General features: G+C 58.0%; 14 protein-coding genes and 1 tRNA gene. 9 read left to right on the forward strand and 6 right to left on the reverse strand.

Annotated features, from left to right (window positions below):
• Positions 1 to 22: 22 nt before the first annotated feature.
• The 6 genes from ampD (at position 23) to coaE (ending at position 6,078) form a co-directional block, all read left to right on the forward strand.
• On the forward strand, positions 23 to 589 hold the full coding sequence (gene ampD / locus Q0753_RS13740; RefSeq protein WP_298722188.1) for a 1,6-anhydro-N-acetylmuramyl-L-alanine amidase AmpD: 567 nt from the start codon (positions 23 to 25) through the stop codon (positions 587 to 589).
• 204 nt (positions 590 to 793) lie between these two features.
• Entirely contained in the window at positions 794 to 1,216 is a 423-nt protein-coding gene (locus Q0753_RS13745; protein WP_298722190.1) for a prepilin-type N-terminal cleavage/methylation domain-containing protein, read from the forward strand.
• 7 nt (positions 1,217 to 1,223) lie between these two features.
• Positions 1,224 to 2,936, forward strand: coding sequence for a type IV-A pilus assembly ATPase PilB (gene pilB, locus Q0753_RS13750; protein WP_298722192.1), 1,713 nt, complete (start codon positions 1,224 to 1,226; stop codon positions 2,934 to 2,936).
• A gap of 39 nt (positions 2,937 to 2,975) precedes the next feature.
• Positions 2,976 to 4,202: a type II secretion system F family protein gene (locus Q0753_RS13755; RefSeq protein WP_298722194.1), complete on the forward strand. Its 1,227-nt coding sequence runs from the start codon at positions 2,976 to 2,978 to the stop codon at positions 4,200 to 4,202.
• A gap of 419 nt (positions 4,203 to 4,621) precedes the next feature.
• Positions 4,622 to 5,476 carry an A24 family peptidase gene (locus Q0753_RS13760; RefSeq protein WP_298722197.1) on the forward strand — a complete coding sequence of 285 codons (855 nt, stop codon included), beginning with the start codon at positions 4,622 to 4,624 and terminating at the stop codon, positions 5,474 to 5,476.
• Positions 5,473 to 6,078 carry a dephospho-CoA kinase gene (gene coaE, locus Q0753_RS13765; RefSeq protein ID WP_298722202.1) on the forward strand — a complete coding sequence of 202 codons (606 nt, stop codon included), beginning with the start codon at positions 5,473 to 5,475 and terminating at the stop codon, positions 6,076 to 6,078. Before Q0753_RS13760 ends, coaE begins: the two co-directional genes overlap by 4 nt.
• 14 nt (positions 6,079 to 6,092) lie before the next feature.
• Here coaE and Q0753_RS13770 read toward each other — a convergent pair whose 3' ends face one another.
• From Q0753_RS13770 to Q0753_RS13795, 6 genes are all read right to left on the reverse strand, one after another.
• Positions 6,093 to 7,280, reverse strand: coding sequence for a CsgG/HfaB family protein (locus Q0753_RS13770; protein WP_298722205.1), 1,188 nt, complete (start codon positions 7,278 to 7,280; stop codon positions 6,093 to 6,095).
• Positions 7,281 to 7,290: 10 nt separating this feature from the next.
• Complete coding sequence (locus Q0753_RS13775; protein ID WP_298722208.1) at positions 7,291 to 8,706, reverse strand: DUF6844 domain-containing protein; 1,416 nt, start codon at positions 8,704 to 8,706, stop codon at positions 7,291 to 7,293.
• A gap of 50 nt (positions 8,707 to 8,756) precedes the next feature.
• The gene (gene lpoB / locus Q0753_RS13780; RefSeq protein ID WP_298722211.1) at positions 8,757 to 9,365 is read right to left on the reverse strand and encodes a penicillin-binding protein activator LpoB; all 609 of its coding nucleotides are present in this window, start codon (positions 9,363 to 9,365) and stop codon (positions 8,757 to 8,759) included.
• Positions 9,366 to 9,388: 23 nt separating this feature from the next.
• Complete coding sequence (locus Q0753_RS13785) at positions 9,389 to 10,783, reverse strand: hypothetical protein (protein WP_298722214.1); 1,395 nt, start codon at positions 10,781 to 10,783, stop codon at positions 9,389 to 9,391.
• Between the two features lie 280 nt (positions 10,784 to 11,063).
• On the reverse strand, positions 11,064 to 11,789 hold the full coding sequence (gene trmB, locus Q0753_RS13790) for a tRNA (guanosine(46)-N7)-methyltransferase TrmB (protein ID WP_298722217.1): 726 nt from the start codon (positions 11,787 to 11,789) through the stop codon (positions 11,064 to 11,066).
• A gap of 682 nt (positions 11,790 to 12,471) precedes the next feature.
• On the reverse strand, positions 12,472 to 13,650 hold the full coding sequence (locus tag Q0753_RS13795) for a PLP-dependent aminotransferase family protein (RefSeq protein WP_298722220.1): 1,179 nt from the start codon (positions 13,648 to 13,650) through the stop codon (positions 12,472 to 12,474).
• A gap of 221 nt (positions 13,651 to 13,871) precedes the next feature.
• Here Q0753_RS13795 and mutY point away from each other — a divergent pair, with 221 nt between their 5' ends.
• The 3 genes from mutY to Q0753_RS13810 all read left to right on the forward strand — a co-directional run bounded on the left by mutY (position 13,872) and on the right by Q0753_RS13810 (position 15,372).
• Positions 13,872 to 14,930 carry an A/G-specific adenine glycosylase gene (gene mutY, locus Q0753_RS13800; protein ID WP_298722223.1) on the forward strand — a complete coding sequence of 353 codons (1,059 nt, stop codon included), beginning with the start codon at positions 13,872 to 13,874 and terminating at the stop codon, positions 14,928 to 14,930.
• Entirely contained in the window at positions 14,927 to 15,202 is a 276-nt protein-coding gene (locus Q0753_RS13805; protein ID WP_298722226.1) for an oxidative damage protection protein, read from the forward strand. The genes mutY and Q0753_RS13805 overlap by 4 nt, the downstream gene beginning before the upstream one ends.
• A gap of 94 nt (positions 15,203 to 15,296) precedes the next feature.
• Positions 15,297 to 15,372: transfer RNA gene (locus Q0753_RS13810), tRNA-Phe, on the forward strand.
• The last annotated feature ends 1 nt before the right edge of the window (position 15,373 follow it).

Below are 15,373 nucleotides of genomic sequence, written 5' to 3' on the forward strand. Positions count from 1 at the left end.
CATGTGCAAAGAGTGTGCAACCATGTCCCTGACCCCGCCCCTGAATCTGAATAACGACGGCTGGCTGTCTCCCGCCCGCCACTGCCCTTCGCCCCATTGCGATGAACGGCCGGACGGCGATATTTCGCTGCTGGTGGTGCATTGCATCAGCCTGCCGCCGGGGCGTTTCGGCGGCCCCCATATCGATCGGCTGTTTCTGGGCAATCTGAATCCGAATGAGGATCCCTACTTCGCCGGCATTCATCAACTAAAGGTGTCGGCCCACTGCCTGATCCGCCGCGATGGCGAGCTGGTGCAGTATGTGCCCTTCAACAAGCGGGCCTGGCATGCGGGCCTGTCCTGCTTTGAAGGGCGGGAGCGATGCAACGATTTTTCGATAGGCATCGAGCTGGAGGGCACCGATACCGGCAGCTATACCGCCGCACAGTACCGACAACTGACCGCGGTCAGTCGGCTGCTGCTGGCCCACTATCCGGCCATCACCCCCGCGCGCATCGTCGGCCACAGCGACATTGCGCCCGGGCGCAAGACGGATCCGGGCACCGGTTTCGACTGGGACTTTGTCGAGCGGTTGCAGGAAGCTCCTTAGTGCAGAAAGAGGAAAACGACCAATATAAAAAATAGGCAGGTTTGCGGGTGTTTTTCGCCGTTTTAACGCAAAATTTCTATCAATACATTGGGAAAAATTTCAAAGGCTTGCTATAGCTATTAGGCGGGCTTCAATTAGCGCCCCACTTAGGCACCCAGTGCGATAGCGTTAGCAACAACGTTTTATTGAATCAAGGATGACGATATGAACCAGCTTCCCGTTACACGCCGCCAGGGCGGCTTTACCCTGATAGAACTGATGATAGTGGTGGCGATCGTGGCCATACTGGCTGCCGTGGCACTGCCGGCGTATCAGACCTATACCCAAAGAGCCAAATTCAGTGAGGTAATAGCGGCAACTGGCTCAGCGAAGACGGCCATAGAGGTCTGTGTACAGTCAGGTGAAACAACTATGTCTACCTGTGATACCAAAGCAGAAAGTGCGATTTCAGGCGCAGTTGATACTGATCTGGTTTCAGGTGTTGCTATATCTCAAGATGGTACTGATTACACAGTTGTAGCATCTGGTGACGGCGCATTATCAGGTGCATCATATACATTAACCGGAACTCCGGACAACGGAAGGGTGATATGGGAACAAGAATGCAGCCCGACTGAGCTTTGTTAATTATTTCATGACCATACCAATCAACACCTCCCAAAGCGGCCTGGCCAGAAGCCTGGCCGCTTCCGACCAGTTAAGCGCCGACCAGCTGACCCAGGCGCTCGCGCTGACCCGGCAGGAAGGCAAGTCGCTTAGTACCGTGCTGGTGGAACATCGGTTTCTGTCCAGTATCGAGCTGGCCCACTTCTGCGAGCGGGAATACGGGCTGCCGCTGACCGACCTGGATGAGATAGCGCCGGATCAGGTTCCGCCCCAGTACATGAGCATGGATCTGATTGAGCGCCATCATGTGGCGCCTGTCATGCTGCAGGGCCGGGTGCTGTATCTGGCGATGTCGGACCCTACCAAGGTGTCCGCGCTGGAAGACTTCGGCTTTCGCTTCAACCTGGTTACCGATGCCGTTCTGGTAGAGGAAGACAAGCTGCAACTGCTGCTTGCTCGCCTGCAACAGGCCGGTGACGCACTCGATCTGGATCATATCGAAGATAACGATATTGCCGACCTCGAGCTGGGTGAAGATCCCGAAGAGCGTTATCACGACGAGCTGGGCAAGTCCGACGACGATGCTCCCATCGTCCGCTACATCAACAAGATCATACTGGATGCGGTGCGTCGCGAAGCCTCGGATCTGCACTTCGAACCCTATGAGCGCTTCTATCGTATTCGCTTTCGCATCGACGGCATGCTGCACGAAATCGCCTCGCCACCGGTCAACCTGGGCACCCGTTTTGCCGCCCGACTCAAGGTAATGGCGCGACTGGATATCGCCGAGCGACGATTGCCGCAGGATGGTCGTATCAAGATCAAGCTGACCCGCAACAAATCGGTAGACATGCGGGTCAACAGCCTGCCCACCCAGTGGGGCGAAAAAATCGTAATGCGGATCCTCGACAGTTCGGCCGCCAAGCTGGATATCGACAAACTCGGCTACGACGAACAGCAAAAACAGCTGTATCTGGACGCGCTGAAAAAGCCTCAGGGCATGATACTGGTAACCGGCCCGACCGGCTCGGGCAAGACGGTGTCGCTCTATACCGGCTTAAGCATACTGAACACCGTCAGCGCCAATATTTCCACTGCCGAAGATCCGGTCGAGATCACCCTGCCCGGCATCAACCAGGTGCAGATCAATCCCAAGTCGGGACTCAGCTTCGCTCACGCCCTGCGCGCCTTTCTGCGGCAGGATCCGGATATCATCATGGTGGGGGAAATACGGGATCTGGAAACCGCCGAAATTGCGGTCAAGGCCGCCCAGACCGGGCACCTGGTGCTTTCTACCCTGCACACCAACTCCGCCGCCGAAACCCTGACCCGCCTCAGCAACATGGGGCTGCCCGCCTATAACATTGCCTCTTCGGTCACCCTGATCATGGCCCAGCGGCTGGCGCGCAAACTCTGCCTCGAATGCAGACAGCAAGAGCAGATCCCCGAAGAGCAACTGCGGGAGCTCGGTTTCGGTGCCGGCCAACTGAGCTCGCCCCCGACGCTGTACCGGGCCGTCGGCTGCAAACACTGCACCGAAGGCTACAAGGGCCGCATCGGCATCTATGAGGTGCTGCCGATGAGCAGTACCCTGGCCAACCTGATCATGGAGGGCGCCAACTCGCTGACACTGGCCCGGGCGGCGGCAGAGTCCGGCATGATCAGCCTGCGGCAGGCGGCGCTGGAAAAGGCCCGACTCGGCATCATCAGCCTGGCGGAAGTCAACCGCATCACCCTTTAGCCGACGGCTCTCTCCGGCCAGGAAACATAAGGATGTGTCATGGCAGCAGCAAAAAAAAGCAGCGCTCAGCCCTACCAGTGGGAAGGCCTGAACCGACGCGGACAGAAGGTGTCCGGCTTTATGCTGGCGGCCAACGTGCAGGCGGTCAAGCGCGACCTGCAGCGCCAGGGGGTCAGTACCACCAGGGTTAAACGCAAGCGCGAGAGCCTTCTTTCCCGGCGCAAGAATGTCATCAAACCGATGGACATCGCGGTGATCACCCGCCAGGTGGCCACCATGCTCAGCGCCGGGGTGCCTCTGGTGCAAACCCTGCAGATCATCTCCCGCTCTTCCCAGAAAAGCAGCATTCGCGAACTGACCGGAATCATTGCCAGCGATGTGGAAGGCGGTACCCCGCTCTCCGAGGCGCTGAAGAAATTCCCACGCCAGTTTGATGAGCTGTATTGTGATCTGGTGCATTCCGGCGAGCAGACCGGTGCCCTGGATCATATCTTCGCTCAGATTGCCATTTACCGGGAAAAGGCCGAGGCGCTGAAGTCGAAGATTAGAAAAGCCCTGTTCTACCCGGCCATGGTGATACTGGTGGCCATTATCGTTACCTCGATTCTGCTGCTGTTCGTGATTCCGCAGTTTGAAGAAATTTTCGCCGGATTCGGCGCCACCCTGCCCATGTTTACCCAGATGGTCATCATGCTGTCTCGCTGGATGCAGGACTACTGGCTCTATATTCTGGCCGCCACCGTGGCGGCGATATTCACCTATGTGCGCGCCTGGCGTCATTCGGAAAAAGTACGCGATGCCACCGATCGCTTTGTGCTGCGCCTGCCGGTGGTGGGCGACATATTGCACAAGGCCGCCCTGGCCCGTTTTGCCCGCACTCTGGCCACCACCTTTTCTGCCGGTATTCCGCTGGTAGAAGGGCTGGTTTCCTCCGCCGGCGCCAGCGGCAACGTGGTCTATCGTCAGGCGGTGATGATGGTTCGCTCCGAGGTGATGGCCGGCATGCAGATGAACCTGGCCCTGCGCTCGACCCAGCTGTTTCCGGATATGGTGGTGCAGATGGTGATGATTGGCGAGGAGTCCGGCGCCATCGACGACATGATGAACAAGGTGGCGGTGATTTACGAACGGGAAGTGGATGATGCGGTAGACGGCCTTACCAGCCTGATTGAGCCGCTGATCATGGTGGTACTGGGTATTCTGGTTGGCGGCCTGGTCATTGCCATGTATCTTCCCATCTTTGACCTGGGTAACGTGGTACGCTGAGCCCTGCTTGCTTGTTGGGCCGTGCAGATTCGTCGGACAAAGGGCTCTGCTTCACGACACGCCGTAAACCCCTCCATGGGGGCTCCGCCGCGCCATCTGACCGCCATGGATGGCGGAAATGTCTAAAATGCAGGAGCATTTTTAGACCATGGCGCGAAGGGTCGTGAATCAGACGCCCTTTCCCCTCCTGTACTTACCCCGAGTTGCCGGGCAGCACCAACAGGCGGCGCCGCAGATGCACGAAGCAGCATCAGGGATTACCGTAGCCGACCGTCAAATTCCATGGAAGGCATTTGCCGAGCGTCCCATGGAGGGGCTTGAAGCGTGTCGGCGCAGGTAACCCTGATGTTGCTTCGCGGTGCAGGATTAACAGACTACTTGCCTCCGGACAAACCGAAAGAAGCTAACGTGGAAACCTCATGACCCAACTGCTCGACAATACCGCTCTGCTTTATATTGTTATCCCCCTGCTCGGCCTGCTGGTGGGCAGCTTTCTCAATGTGGTGATCCATCGGCTGCCGCTGATGCTGCAACGCGACTGGCAACAGGAATGCGCCGAGTTTAACGGTCAGCCGCCGGCCGAACTGCCGACCTTCAACCTGTGCACTCCCCGCTCCCGCTGCCCTCATTGCCAGCATCAACTGAGCGCGCTCGACAATATTCCCCTGCTTAGCTGGTGCTGGTTGCGGGGCCGCTGCCGCTATTGCCGGGCCGGCGTCAGCAAGCGCTACCCGCTGGTCGAACTGGCGTCGGCGGCGCTGGCGGCGCTGGCGCTGTGGCGTTTCGGCGCCAGCCCGCAGTTGCTGGCCGCCCTGCTGTTCAGCTGGGTGTTGCTGTGCATGACCCTGATCGACATCGATCACCTGCTGCTGCCCGACAACCTGACCCTGCCGTTGCTGTGGCTGGGGCTGCTGCTTAACATCAACGACTTGTTCGTGTCCCTGTCCTCGGCCGTGCTCGGTGCCGCCCTGGGCTACGGCATACTGTGGAGCCTGTTCTGGCTGTTCAAGCTGGCCACCGGCAAGGAAGGCATGGGCTATGGCGACTTCAAGCTGCTGGCCGCCATCGGTGCCTGGTTTGGCTGGCAGGCGCTGCTGCCGGTGCTGTTGCTGGCGTCTTTGGTGGGCTCGGTGCTGGGGCTGGCGCTGATGGCGAGCAAGCGACTGGGGGAAGACAGGGTACTGCCCTTTGGTCCGGCACTGGCGCTGGCCGGCTGGGTGTATTTGTTGTGGGGAACCGACGTGATAAACATTTACTGGAGTCTGGCGCTGTGAGCTATGTCATCGGGCTGACCGGCGGCATCGGCAGCGGCAAGAGCACTGTGGCCAACCTGTTTGCCGAACTGGGCGTAGAGGTGGTGGATGCGGACATCATCGCCCGCGAGGTAGTCGCTCCGGGCGAGCCGGCGCTGGCCGCCATTGCCGCCCGTTTCGGACCCGACATCATAGCGGCAGACGGCAGCCTTGACCGGCGCGAACTGCGCACCAGAGTGTTCGACAATCCGGACGATAAAGACTGGCTCAACGCCCTGCTGCACCCGCTGATCCGTGAACGCATGATCTCGGCCTGCGCCGCCGCCCATTCTGCTTATTGCCTGCTGGTGGTGCCGCTGTTGGTAGAAAACAAGCTGACCGGTTTATGCCAGCGGGTGCTGGTGGTGGATGTCTCTCCCGAGCAGCAGCTGGCCCGCACCATTCGACGCGATCAGAGCAACGAGGCGCAAATTCGCGCCATCATGGCCGCCCAGGCCAGCCGGGAACAACGCCTGGCCGCCGCCGACGACGTTATCAATAACAACAGCCCCGACCAAGCGGGGCTGAAACAACAGGTGGCACGGCTGCACAGAGAGTATCTGGCCCGGGTCCGGAGCAACTAGTCCGGACCAAATGCTCAGAGGATCACACCGCCGCCCTCGGCGGTTTGAGTGCTTTCCCGGGGCGGTGACTTGCTGGCCGAGCTTTTACGCGGGGCCGGCTTGCGAACCGGCGCCTTGGCGGGACGTACTATCTGTCCTTTTTCCACCAGGCCGGCGTCTCCTTCCACCAGTCTGGCATAGGCCATTTTGGGCTTGACCGTGGTAATGCGAATCTTGCCAATGGCTGCTTCATCCTGGCCCAGCACCTCGCCGGTGTAGGGATCCACCAGTTTTTCGCCCAGGCTGTAGACGGTAAAATAGCTACCGTTTTTCAGGGTCTTGCCGCCCTGGTTGATGATCACCCGGTTCCCGGTCACGCCGATCACCCGCAGCGGATAGATATTCTCCATCGACTCCTGGAAAATCCGCGTTACCGCCTGGTTGATCAGCCCGTTCAGGTTGCCGTTTTTGGCACTCAAGCTGACGGTATCGGACCACTTCACCTGGCGGGTTGGCACCTCGATGATCTGGTAGCGCACTTTAAGCGCGCTGCGGGCATAATGGTTGACCTCGCCGGTGAGCGCCACGCTTTCCGACCAGCGCCGGGTGCCGGCCTTTTCCACCTTGCCCACCACCATGTAGTCGAGCCCCAGCACCTGACCCATGCGGGCCTTTTCGGTCAGGGCGGTGTTATCGCTCTCCCACAGCTGGCGTTCGCGCTGATAGGCCTGATCCTGCTCTCGATCCAACACCGCAAAGCGCCGGCTCTGGGTGTAGAGATCCTGCAAATCACGGCTGAAGGTGGCACCATGACTGCCCTTGAAGGGCAGCACCGCCAGCTTGCGCCGGCTGTCGGCGGACCTGCCCGCCGGCTTGTAACGCAGCACGTTGACGTGCAGCTCTACCCGGCAGCCGGCGTCGTCGCACTGCTGCGACAGCATCTGATAGCTGTCCACCATGCCCTTGGCGGCCATGCGGCCGTCCCGCTGGGTGTGGGTCAGGCTTTCGGTTTCACCGTTTTTCTTGTGCAGCAACTGCTCGACCTGCTGCGAGCTGTTGATGTCCACGCCGTTGACCTGGCGCACCGCTTCCACCAGGGCGTTTTCTACCGCCAACTGCTCGGTCACACCGAAACCGCTCACCTGCACCGGGGTGACATCAGCTCGGGCGTGACCGGCCAGCAGGCACAATGGCAGCAGCGCTGCCAGCAACCATGTTTTCATGCTCTGCTCCTCAGAAATCCGATATGTCCATCATGTCCATGCTGGCGCCCTGGTTGCTGCCAGATTGATAACCGTTCTGCCCCTGTTGCCCCGGCACCTTGCCAGCCTTGAAGGTACGCATGGCCTGCTCTTTCTGCGGATGCCAGGCCACCACCACCCCGTTGATCTCGCGGTTGGAAATCGGGTGCTTGTGAGTCCATCGTTTGGCTACCTGCAGCCCCACCAGACCTTTTACCGACGAGCTCATGCGCGACATCTGCCGGGTTTCCTTCAGCAAAGTAGTGGTCGTCTCTTCCAGAGTTTCCTCACCGGCATCGGTTTTGGTCAGGGTGGCATTGCGCTCCCGTTCCTGACCTTTGGTATTTTGGGTTTCCATGCTGCCGTAAAGGTTATAGGCCTCGGAAATATGGGCATAGGCCTCCTGTTCCGCCTCGATAAAGGCGAAATCCCGGTTGTCGTTGCACTCCTCGTAGTCCACCGGGTTGCAGTCATTGCCGGCCATGCCGAACGACACCAGCATGGGATACCCCTGCTCGTCACGCATCATCTTGACGCCGTATTCGTACATCAGGTTGGCCTTGTTGGACTCCAGAAAGCTGTCCAGATTGATCCCGCGCTTTTCCGGCTCGGGCTCCACATGCCCCTTGCTCTGGCGCAGGGACGCCAGCACGTTTTTCATCTTGTTGGAGGTAGACAGCACCGCCGCCACCGAGGTGTTGCCGTTGGTGTCGGTGATCTCGAAGGTGCGAATGATCATGGCACCGCCGATTTCCCCCCGGGAGCGGGTTCCCACGGTGCGGCTGATGGCCTTGCGCATCATCAGCTTGCGCTTGGATGGCGGTGCGGCATTGAATTCCTCGGGATCCACTCCCAGCTCCACCAGCTTTTGATCCAGCGAGGCGTCAGCCACCGCCACCAGCTTGTCGAACATGGCGTCCAGCTTGCCGCTGCGCTGCAGCTCTTCCGGGGTAAATTCCGGCCCCTGGTTGGTTGTAAATGCTTCCCGCGCCACGTCGGAAGAAATGCTGATATACAGCTCCTTGATCAGCGCTTCCCGCGCCTTGGTCTGGGCCTGCAGATAGGCGATGCTGCGGGCATCGGCCCAGTCGGGCGAGGTGGGCTGACGGGACACATCGGCCACGCCGTACTGCAGGAATACTTCCTGACTACGCCCCTGACGCCGATAGGCGGCCTTGCGCTCGCGCACGAATTTGTCGGCCTGCTCGGTCACATACAGGTGGGCGTTGTCGATGCCGCGCTCGGCGGATTTGACGATCTCCAGCTCGGTCTGGGCCGGGGCCTGGGTGGCCTCGTCGACGATGACCTCAGCCGGCTGCGGCAACGAAGCCGGAGCCGGCCCTTCCTGTGCAACAACGTAAGCGGAAGAAAGCCCCAGTAGCGCGGCCCAAAATAGATGTTTGTTCATATTTGCTGTCCTTTATTCAAAAGAACGGGGCTCCTTGAGCCCCGCCTTCATTACCAGGTGACGGTGCGATTATCACCGCGCTTGATGATGGGGTATTCTCCTTCCCAGTAGGCCAGACCGTTCTCCAGGTTGGTCAGCGTCAGCTGGAAGTAGTAGTCGGACTGCTGGGTGCGACGGTCCACCCGGTTGTTGCGCTGAATGATCTTGCCGCTCAGACTGTAATCGGGCGCAATCACCTTGTTGTTTTTCTTGACGGTACTGCCCTTGACCATGGCCGAGTTGCGCAGCTGGCGCACCTGCTGGGTCATGGCGTCTTCCGGCCCGTTCAGACCAATGGCGGTGGTGGTGATGAACTTGCCACTTTGCAGCAGGCGCACACGAATTTTCTTGGTGAGCTGATCGGTGTCGATACGCTGGGTGGTGTCGTTGATCATGGACGACACCGCCATCACGTAACGCCCGCCCTGGGCCGCCTTGGGATGCACCAGCAAGGGGCTGGCCACCATCTCGTCCACAGCCTGGGATGCAGCGCTTTCAAAGTCCTTGTAATCCAGCCCCATCACCACCGTCTGGTCCTGACCCGGATTAACGTAGTGGGCGGTGGTGGCACAGCCGGACAGGGCCGCCATCAGGATCACCACGGAAACTTGTTTTTTCATTGTGCTCTCTCTTTTCTTAATTGTTACAGATTCATGACTTCAATCTGGGGCTGCTGTTGCGGGGAGGTGGCCTTCACATACACCAGGTGAAAACGACTTTCCGGATCCAGCGTCACTTCAAGCGGCTGATCCAGTTCGGACACCTTGATGTCCAGCTTACCGTTGGACGGGCGCTGAACCCTCGCCAACTGCCACTCCTTGGGCAGGGCGCTCCAATGACGAATATCGGCGCCGGTGGTGGCGGCCTGAGTGACACCGGCCACCATGCCCAGCAACTGGTTTTGATCCTTAAGCTGTTTCTGGGCCACGGTTTTCAGGGTGGCGCGAATCACTTCACGACTGAGGATGTAGGGAAATTCTGTTTTGAATTCGGCCTGAATAATGCGATCCATACTGGCCAGCGGACGGGTTTTTACCGGCCCCATCTTCAGGTTGGAAAAGGCCGCCGGACGCTCCACCAGTTTGGGCAGCGCAATGCCGCTATAGCTGACATTGGAGGTAAAGACAAACAACGGCAGGTCGATGCGGAATTCTTCTTTTTTGCTGCCCAGGCCATTTTCAAACAACACCCAGACCGTGGGTTTCTGGCGCTTCATGGACTGACCCCGGCGCAGGGCATTGGCCATGTTCATGTCAGTTTTTACATCGGCATGTTTGGTCAGGCCATAAACGCGCTTGAAGCTGGCGTGAGCCTTGCTGTAATCGCTTTTGTCCTGGGCCTTGAGCATGAAATACAAGCCGTGCAGGTAGGTGGCGAAGGGATTGACGTAGCCGTCGTAGGCTTGCCATGCGGAAAGATCAACGCCCTGCTCGGCCAACAGGGGATCGGCCGCCTCCAGAGTGCGGTCGACGTTTTCCTTATCGACTTTTTCTTCCTCTTCTGCCAACTCTTTTTGCTGGTCGGCGATTTTCGAGGCGAAATGCTCGGCCGCCCGGCGCTGGCGATCCTCGGTGCGGTTCCATTCAATCCGGGCATTGCTGTAATCACCCTGAGCCATGAAATTCAGTGCCTTGTAGGCATTGAGCATGACGCCGTCATACTGGGTCTGGTGATAGCTGGTAATGCTGTCGTTCACCAGCATGGAGCCGGCCAGCTCGACGCCCTGCATCAGAACATGCTTGGTGTCTTCATCCTTCATGCCGTTTTCGGCCTGATCAAACAGGTTGTTGGACTTGTCGTATATTTTTTCCTGGCGCATCAGGCTGGCAGCCTGCAAGGACCACAGCAGGTCGTCTGCTTTCCCCTCTTCATTCAGGCCGGAATGCTGTTCGGCAATGGTCAGGGCATCCAGGCTGCGTCCATCAACCAGTGCCTTGTCGAAATCACCAAATTTGTTTTTCTGATGCATGGTGGTACATCCGGACAATATCAGTACGCCGGCCAATACCAGGGGGTATTTTCCTGAAAGAGGGATCATGTTGTGTTCTTCCGTGCTCTTGTAATCGAGTTAATGAGTCCGTCAAATTTTGACGCACCCTATTTAACACAAAAAGAAGACCTATTTGAACCACTCATTAGTACTAGAATGATATATGTGCGATGAAATATGAAAAAGCGAAAGAAAAAACAACAATATTGTTCAATAAGCAATCAACAAGACGGGCTTTATCGAGCAACCAGCCCGGCGGGTAATTACAGAACGAAAGAAGGCCGGCAATGCCGGCCTTCTCGATAGGGTCTGGATATAAAACGAAGGATTACGCGGTGCGAGTAAAGATCAAATCCCATACGCCGTGACCCAGGCGGTGACCACGCTGCTCGAATTTGGTCAGCGGACGATAGTCGGGTCTGGGCATATAATCTCCCTCTACCGTGGCATTGGTGTAGCCGGGGGCGGCGTTCATCACTTCCAGCATATGCTCGGCGTAGTTTTCCCAGTCGGTAGCCATGTGGAATTCACCACCGATTTTCAGCTTGCTGCGCAACATTTCGACGAAGGCCGGCTGCACGATGCGGCGCTTGTGATGGCGGGTCTTGTGCCAGGGATCGGGAAAAAACAGCTGCACCCGGTCCAGGCTCTGCTCCGGCAGCATCTGCTCGAACACTTCCACCGCATCGTGACACATCACCCGCAGGTTGGTCAGTCCGGCCTCGGCCGCGCCCATCAGGCAGGCGCCCACGCCCGGGGTATGCACTTCGATGCCGATAAAGTCCTGCTCCGGAGCCACACGAGCCATTTCCACCAACGAAGCACCCATGCCGAAGCCGATTTCCAGCACCCGAGGGGCGGCTCGGCCAAATACCGCATCCAGATCGAGCAGCTCGGCGCTGTATTCGATGCCCATGATCGGCCATTGCTCGGTCATGGCTTTTTCCTGCCCCTTGGTCAGGCGGCCTTCACGACGCACAAAGCTGCGGATCTTGCGCTTGCGCAGTTCGTTTTCGGCTTGTTCGGTTTGGTCGGGCTGGTGTTCGTCTGTCATCTGTATTCTCCGGCGGGCTTGGGAAGGCGAATTATCCAAAGTTCGGCCCAAGGTGCAAGGCCAAAAGCAGCTGCAAGCTTGAAGCTGTCTCTTAGTCACAAGTTTTTGTTGAACTTAATGAGGCTATCAGGCAAAGCGCACTGCTCAGCCGACACGCCGTAAACCCCTCCCTGGGGGCTCAAACCGCGCCCTCCCTGGCGCGGATGGCCGGTTGAGCAGACACCCTTTGCCCTCCCGTCGGCAGCGGAGTGGTCTGTCAGCGGTGCTCACCGACGACTCTGAGCCCGAAAAGAGGCGGCTGGGATAGCCTCAGCCGACCATCACATGACAGGACGTCATGTGATGGTCGGTAGAGCAGATCCCTTTGTCCTCCCTGATGCTACAAAGTCGCCTGTTGGCCTGTCTGCGGGCAACTCGGTATTCCAGAAGAGGAAACAGAGAACGACTCCCTCGACCGTGAAATGCCAGGGACGGCATTTCCGAGCTTACATGGATGTACTCGTAGCGTGTCGAGGGAGGCGGCTCTGTTGCCTCTGATCTGGGGCCTCAACATGACCAGATCATTACTGGGATTGGTATAAGTTATTTTTAAACCACGGTCTTAAGCCGTAAAAACAAACAAGCACCGTGAATAGGTGCTTGTTTTACTTACAGCTTATGGCTTAAAGCTGACAGCTGTGGGTTAAAGTACCTGCCGGATCACCCGGCCCAGGCGGCTGATGCCTTCTTCTATGGTGGCTTCGTCGGCACCGGCGTAGCTCAGGCGGGCGGTATTCAGAATATCCGGTCGCACATAGAAAGGCTGACCGGGTACGAAGGCCACGTTTTCCTTGATGGCCAGATTGAACAGCGCCATGGCATCGATATGTGGCGGCAGCTTCAGCCACAAAAACATGCCGCCTTCGGGCCGGGTAAAGTCGATGCCCGGGCAGTGCTTCAACAATGCCTTTTCCATGGCAATTTTCTGGCGGCCATATACGGTGCGAATGCGGTCGATATGGTCATCCAGGTTGTTTTCCTGCAGATAGGCATGCAGTACCTGCTGCACGAAACCGTTGGTATGCAGATCCGCGGCTTGCTTGGCGATGGTGACCTTCTGGCGCAGCCAATCCGGTACCAGCATCCAGCCCAGGCGGAACGAAGGCACCACCACCTTGGAAAAGGAGCCCATCAGCACCACATTATCCGGCGCCAGCTGGGCGACGGGTGGCAGGTGCTCGCCTTCGAAGCGCAGCTCGCCGTAAGGGTTGTCTTCGATCATCAGCACATTGTGCTTGATCAGTCGCTCGGCTACCGCCTGACGATTTTCGCGGCTGTAGCTAAGGCCGGTCGGGTTCTGGAAATTGGTCACACCATATAGCAGGCGGGCATGGTCGGGCTGGGCCAGCAAGGTATCCAGTTCATCCAGATCCAGACCGTCATCATTCAGCGCCACGCCCTGAAACTCGGGCTGATACACCGACAGTGCCTGAATGGCGCCCAGGTAGCCCGGCTCTTCGATAATCAGCTTGTCACCTTCGTCGACCAGCACCTTGCCCAGCAAATCCAGTGCCTGCTGAGAGCCGTTGGTGATCAGAATGTTGTCGGGCGACACCCGCATGCCATGCTGCTGAAAATAGCGTTCTGCAATATATTCCCGCAGTGGCGCAAAGCCTTCGGTAGCGGAATATTGCAGGGCGCCATTGCCCTTGTTCTGCAGCACCCGGGCGCTGGCAACGGCCAATTCTTCATTGGGGAAAAAGGCCGGGTTGGGCAAACCACCGGCAAAGGAGATCACTTCCGGGTTAACCGCGACCTTGAGAATTTCACGGATGAAGGACGGCTCTACCTTGGCAAAGCGCTGGGCAAAAAAGGGCTGCATAAGAGTCTCTCTAAAAACGGGCTTGGCGGGCGCCAATAAAACCCTTCTTTTGTATCAGAAAACAGTCGAATAACAAACTGCCAACAACAAAAGAGTATTCGAAACAGCCGCATCATCTTGCGCCGATTACAGATAACATGAGCCGAGACCGAGCCGGCCGGTTTGCACTGCCTGCCCCGCTGTGCTCTGATCCGGCCATTCATTTTTATGCAGTCAATATTGTGAACACAGCTTCTTTTGCCGAACGCGTGCTGACCTGGTATGAACAGCATGGCCGTAAAACCCTGCCCTGGCAGCAGGATAAAACCCCCTATCGGGTCTGGGTATCCGAGATCATGCTGCAGCAAACCCAGGTCACCACCGTCATTCCCTATTATCGGCGGTTTATGACGCGCTTTCCCGATGTGGTGAGCCTGGCCGACGCCCCCCAGGATGAGGTGCTGCACCTGTGGACCGGGCTGGGCTATTACGCCCGCGCCCGTAATCTGCACAAGGCCGCCCAGGTGATTCGTGACCATTATCAGGGCCATTTTCCCGAGCGTTTCGAAGAAGTACTGGGCCTGCCGGGTATCGGTCGTTCCACCGCCGGGGCCGTATTGTCGCTCTCGCTCGGTCAGCATCACGGTATTCTGGACGGCAACGTCAAGCGGGTGCTGGCGCGCTGGCTGGCGCAACAGGGTTGGCCCGGTAAAAAAGAGGTGGAAAATGCACTCTGGCAACGGGTGGAGCAACTGACGCCACAGCAGGGGGTAACGCAATACAATCAGGCGATGATGGATCTGGGTGCCACCATCTGTACTCGCTCCAAACCCAAATGCGAACTGTGCCCGGTACAGAATGATTGCCAGGCGCGGGCGCTGGATACCCCCACCGCGTTTCCTCACTCCAAGCCGAAAAAGACGGTGCAGCCGGAAAAACAGTCCTGTTTTCTGTTGCTCAAGCAGGGCAATCACATCCTGCTGGTGCAGCGCCCACCCCAGGGACTATGGGGCGGGCTTTATTGTTTTCCCGAATTTCGTGACCAACAGGAACTCAGAACCTGGCTCAAGCGCTATCCACACGCGTCCGAGCCTAGTCCCCTGCCCGGCTTTCGCCATACCTTCAGCCATTTTCATCTGGATATCGAGCCCTGGCTGGTAGAATTACCCCGGATACCGGACGAGGTCATGGCCGGAACAGAGCGACTTTGGTATAACTTGCAGCAACCGGCATCGGTCGGCCTGGCGGCTGCCACCAAGAAGCTGCTCGCCTACCCGCAATTGCAAGAGAGGAATTTATGAGCCGTACTATTTTTTGTCAGCGTTTACAGAAAGAGGCCGAAGGGCTGGATTTTCAACTCTACCCGGGCGATCTGGGCAAGCGCATTTATGAAAATATCTCCAAGGAAGCCTGGGCCGGCTGGCAGCAGAAGCAAACCATGCTGATCAACGAAAAGAAGCTCAACATGATGAATGCCGAGCACCGTCAGTTGCTCGAGCAGGAAATGATCGCCTACCTGTTTGAAGGCGCCGACGTAAAAGTGGATGGCTACACCCCCCCTTCCGCAGACTAAATCACCGCTTTGTTCAAGGCTTGAGCGAACGCGCTTGAGCCTTCCAAAAAGCGGTTGACTTGAATGGGGCAATCTTATCTAATGACGCCCCGTTGCCCAGATAGCTCAGTCGGTAGAGCAGGGGATTGAAAATCCCCGTGTCGGCGGTTCGATTCCGTCTCTGGGCACCAT

Origin of the sequence: uncultured Oceanisphaera sp., assembly GCF_947495715.1 — a bacterium.
Taxonomy (GTDB): Bacteria; Pseudomonadota; Gammaproteobacteria; order Enterobacterales; family Aeromonadaceae; genus Oceanimonas; species Oceanimonas sediminis.

Excerpts from the sequence above, each read along its gene's own strand:
- Q0753_RS13795 (WP_298722220.1), bottom strand. The coding sequence starts at position 13,650 with ATGCAGCCCTTTTTTGCCCAGCGCTTTGCCAAGGTAGAGCCGTCCTTC.
- Q0753_RS13760 (WP_298722197.1), top strand. The coding sequence starts at position 4,622 with ATGACCCAACTGCTCGACAATACCGCTCTGCTTTATATTGTTATCCCC.
- ampD (WP_298722188.1), top strand. The coding sequence starts at position 23 with ATGTCCCTGACCCCGCCCCTGAATCTGAATAACGACGGCTGGCTGTCT.
- trmB (WP_298722217.1), bottom strand. The coding sequence starts at position 11,789 with ATGACAGACGAACACCAGCCCGACCAAACCGAACAAGCCGAAAACGAA.
- Q0753_RS13775 (WP_298722208.1), bottom strand. The coding sequence starts at position 8,706 with ATGAACAAACATCTATTTTGGGCCGCGCTACTGGGGCTTTCTTCCGCT.
- lpoB (WP_298722211.1), bottom strand. The coding sequence starts at position 9,365 with ATGAAAAAACAAGTTTCCGTGGTGATCCTGATGGCGGCCCTGTCCGGC.
- Q0753_RS13805 (WP_298722226.1), top strand. The coding sequence starts at position 14,927 with ATGAGCCGTACTATTTTTTGTCAGCGTTTACAGAAAGAGGCCGAAGGG.
- pilB (WP_298722192.1), top strand. The coding sequence starts at position 1,224 with ATGACCATACCAATCAACACCTCCCAAAGCGGCCTGGCCAGAAGCCTG.
- Q0753_RS13745 (WP_298722190.1), top strand. The coding sequence starts at position 794 with ATGAACCAGCTTCCCGTTACACGCCGCCAGGGCGGCTTTACCCTGATA.
- Q0753_RS13785 (WP_298722214.1), bottom strand. The coding sequence starts at position 10,783 with ATGATCCCTCTTTCAGGAAAATACCCCCTGGTATTGGCCGGCGTACTG.
- Q0753_RS13770 (WP_298722205.1), bottom strand. The coding sequence starts at position 7,280 with ATGAAAACATGGTTGCTGGCAGCGCTGCTGCCATTGTGCCTGCTGGCC.
- Q0753_RS13755 (WP_298722194.1), top strand. The coding sequence starts at position 2,976 with ATGGCAGCAGCAAAAAAAAGCAGCGCTCAGCCCTACCAGTGGGAAGGC.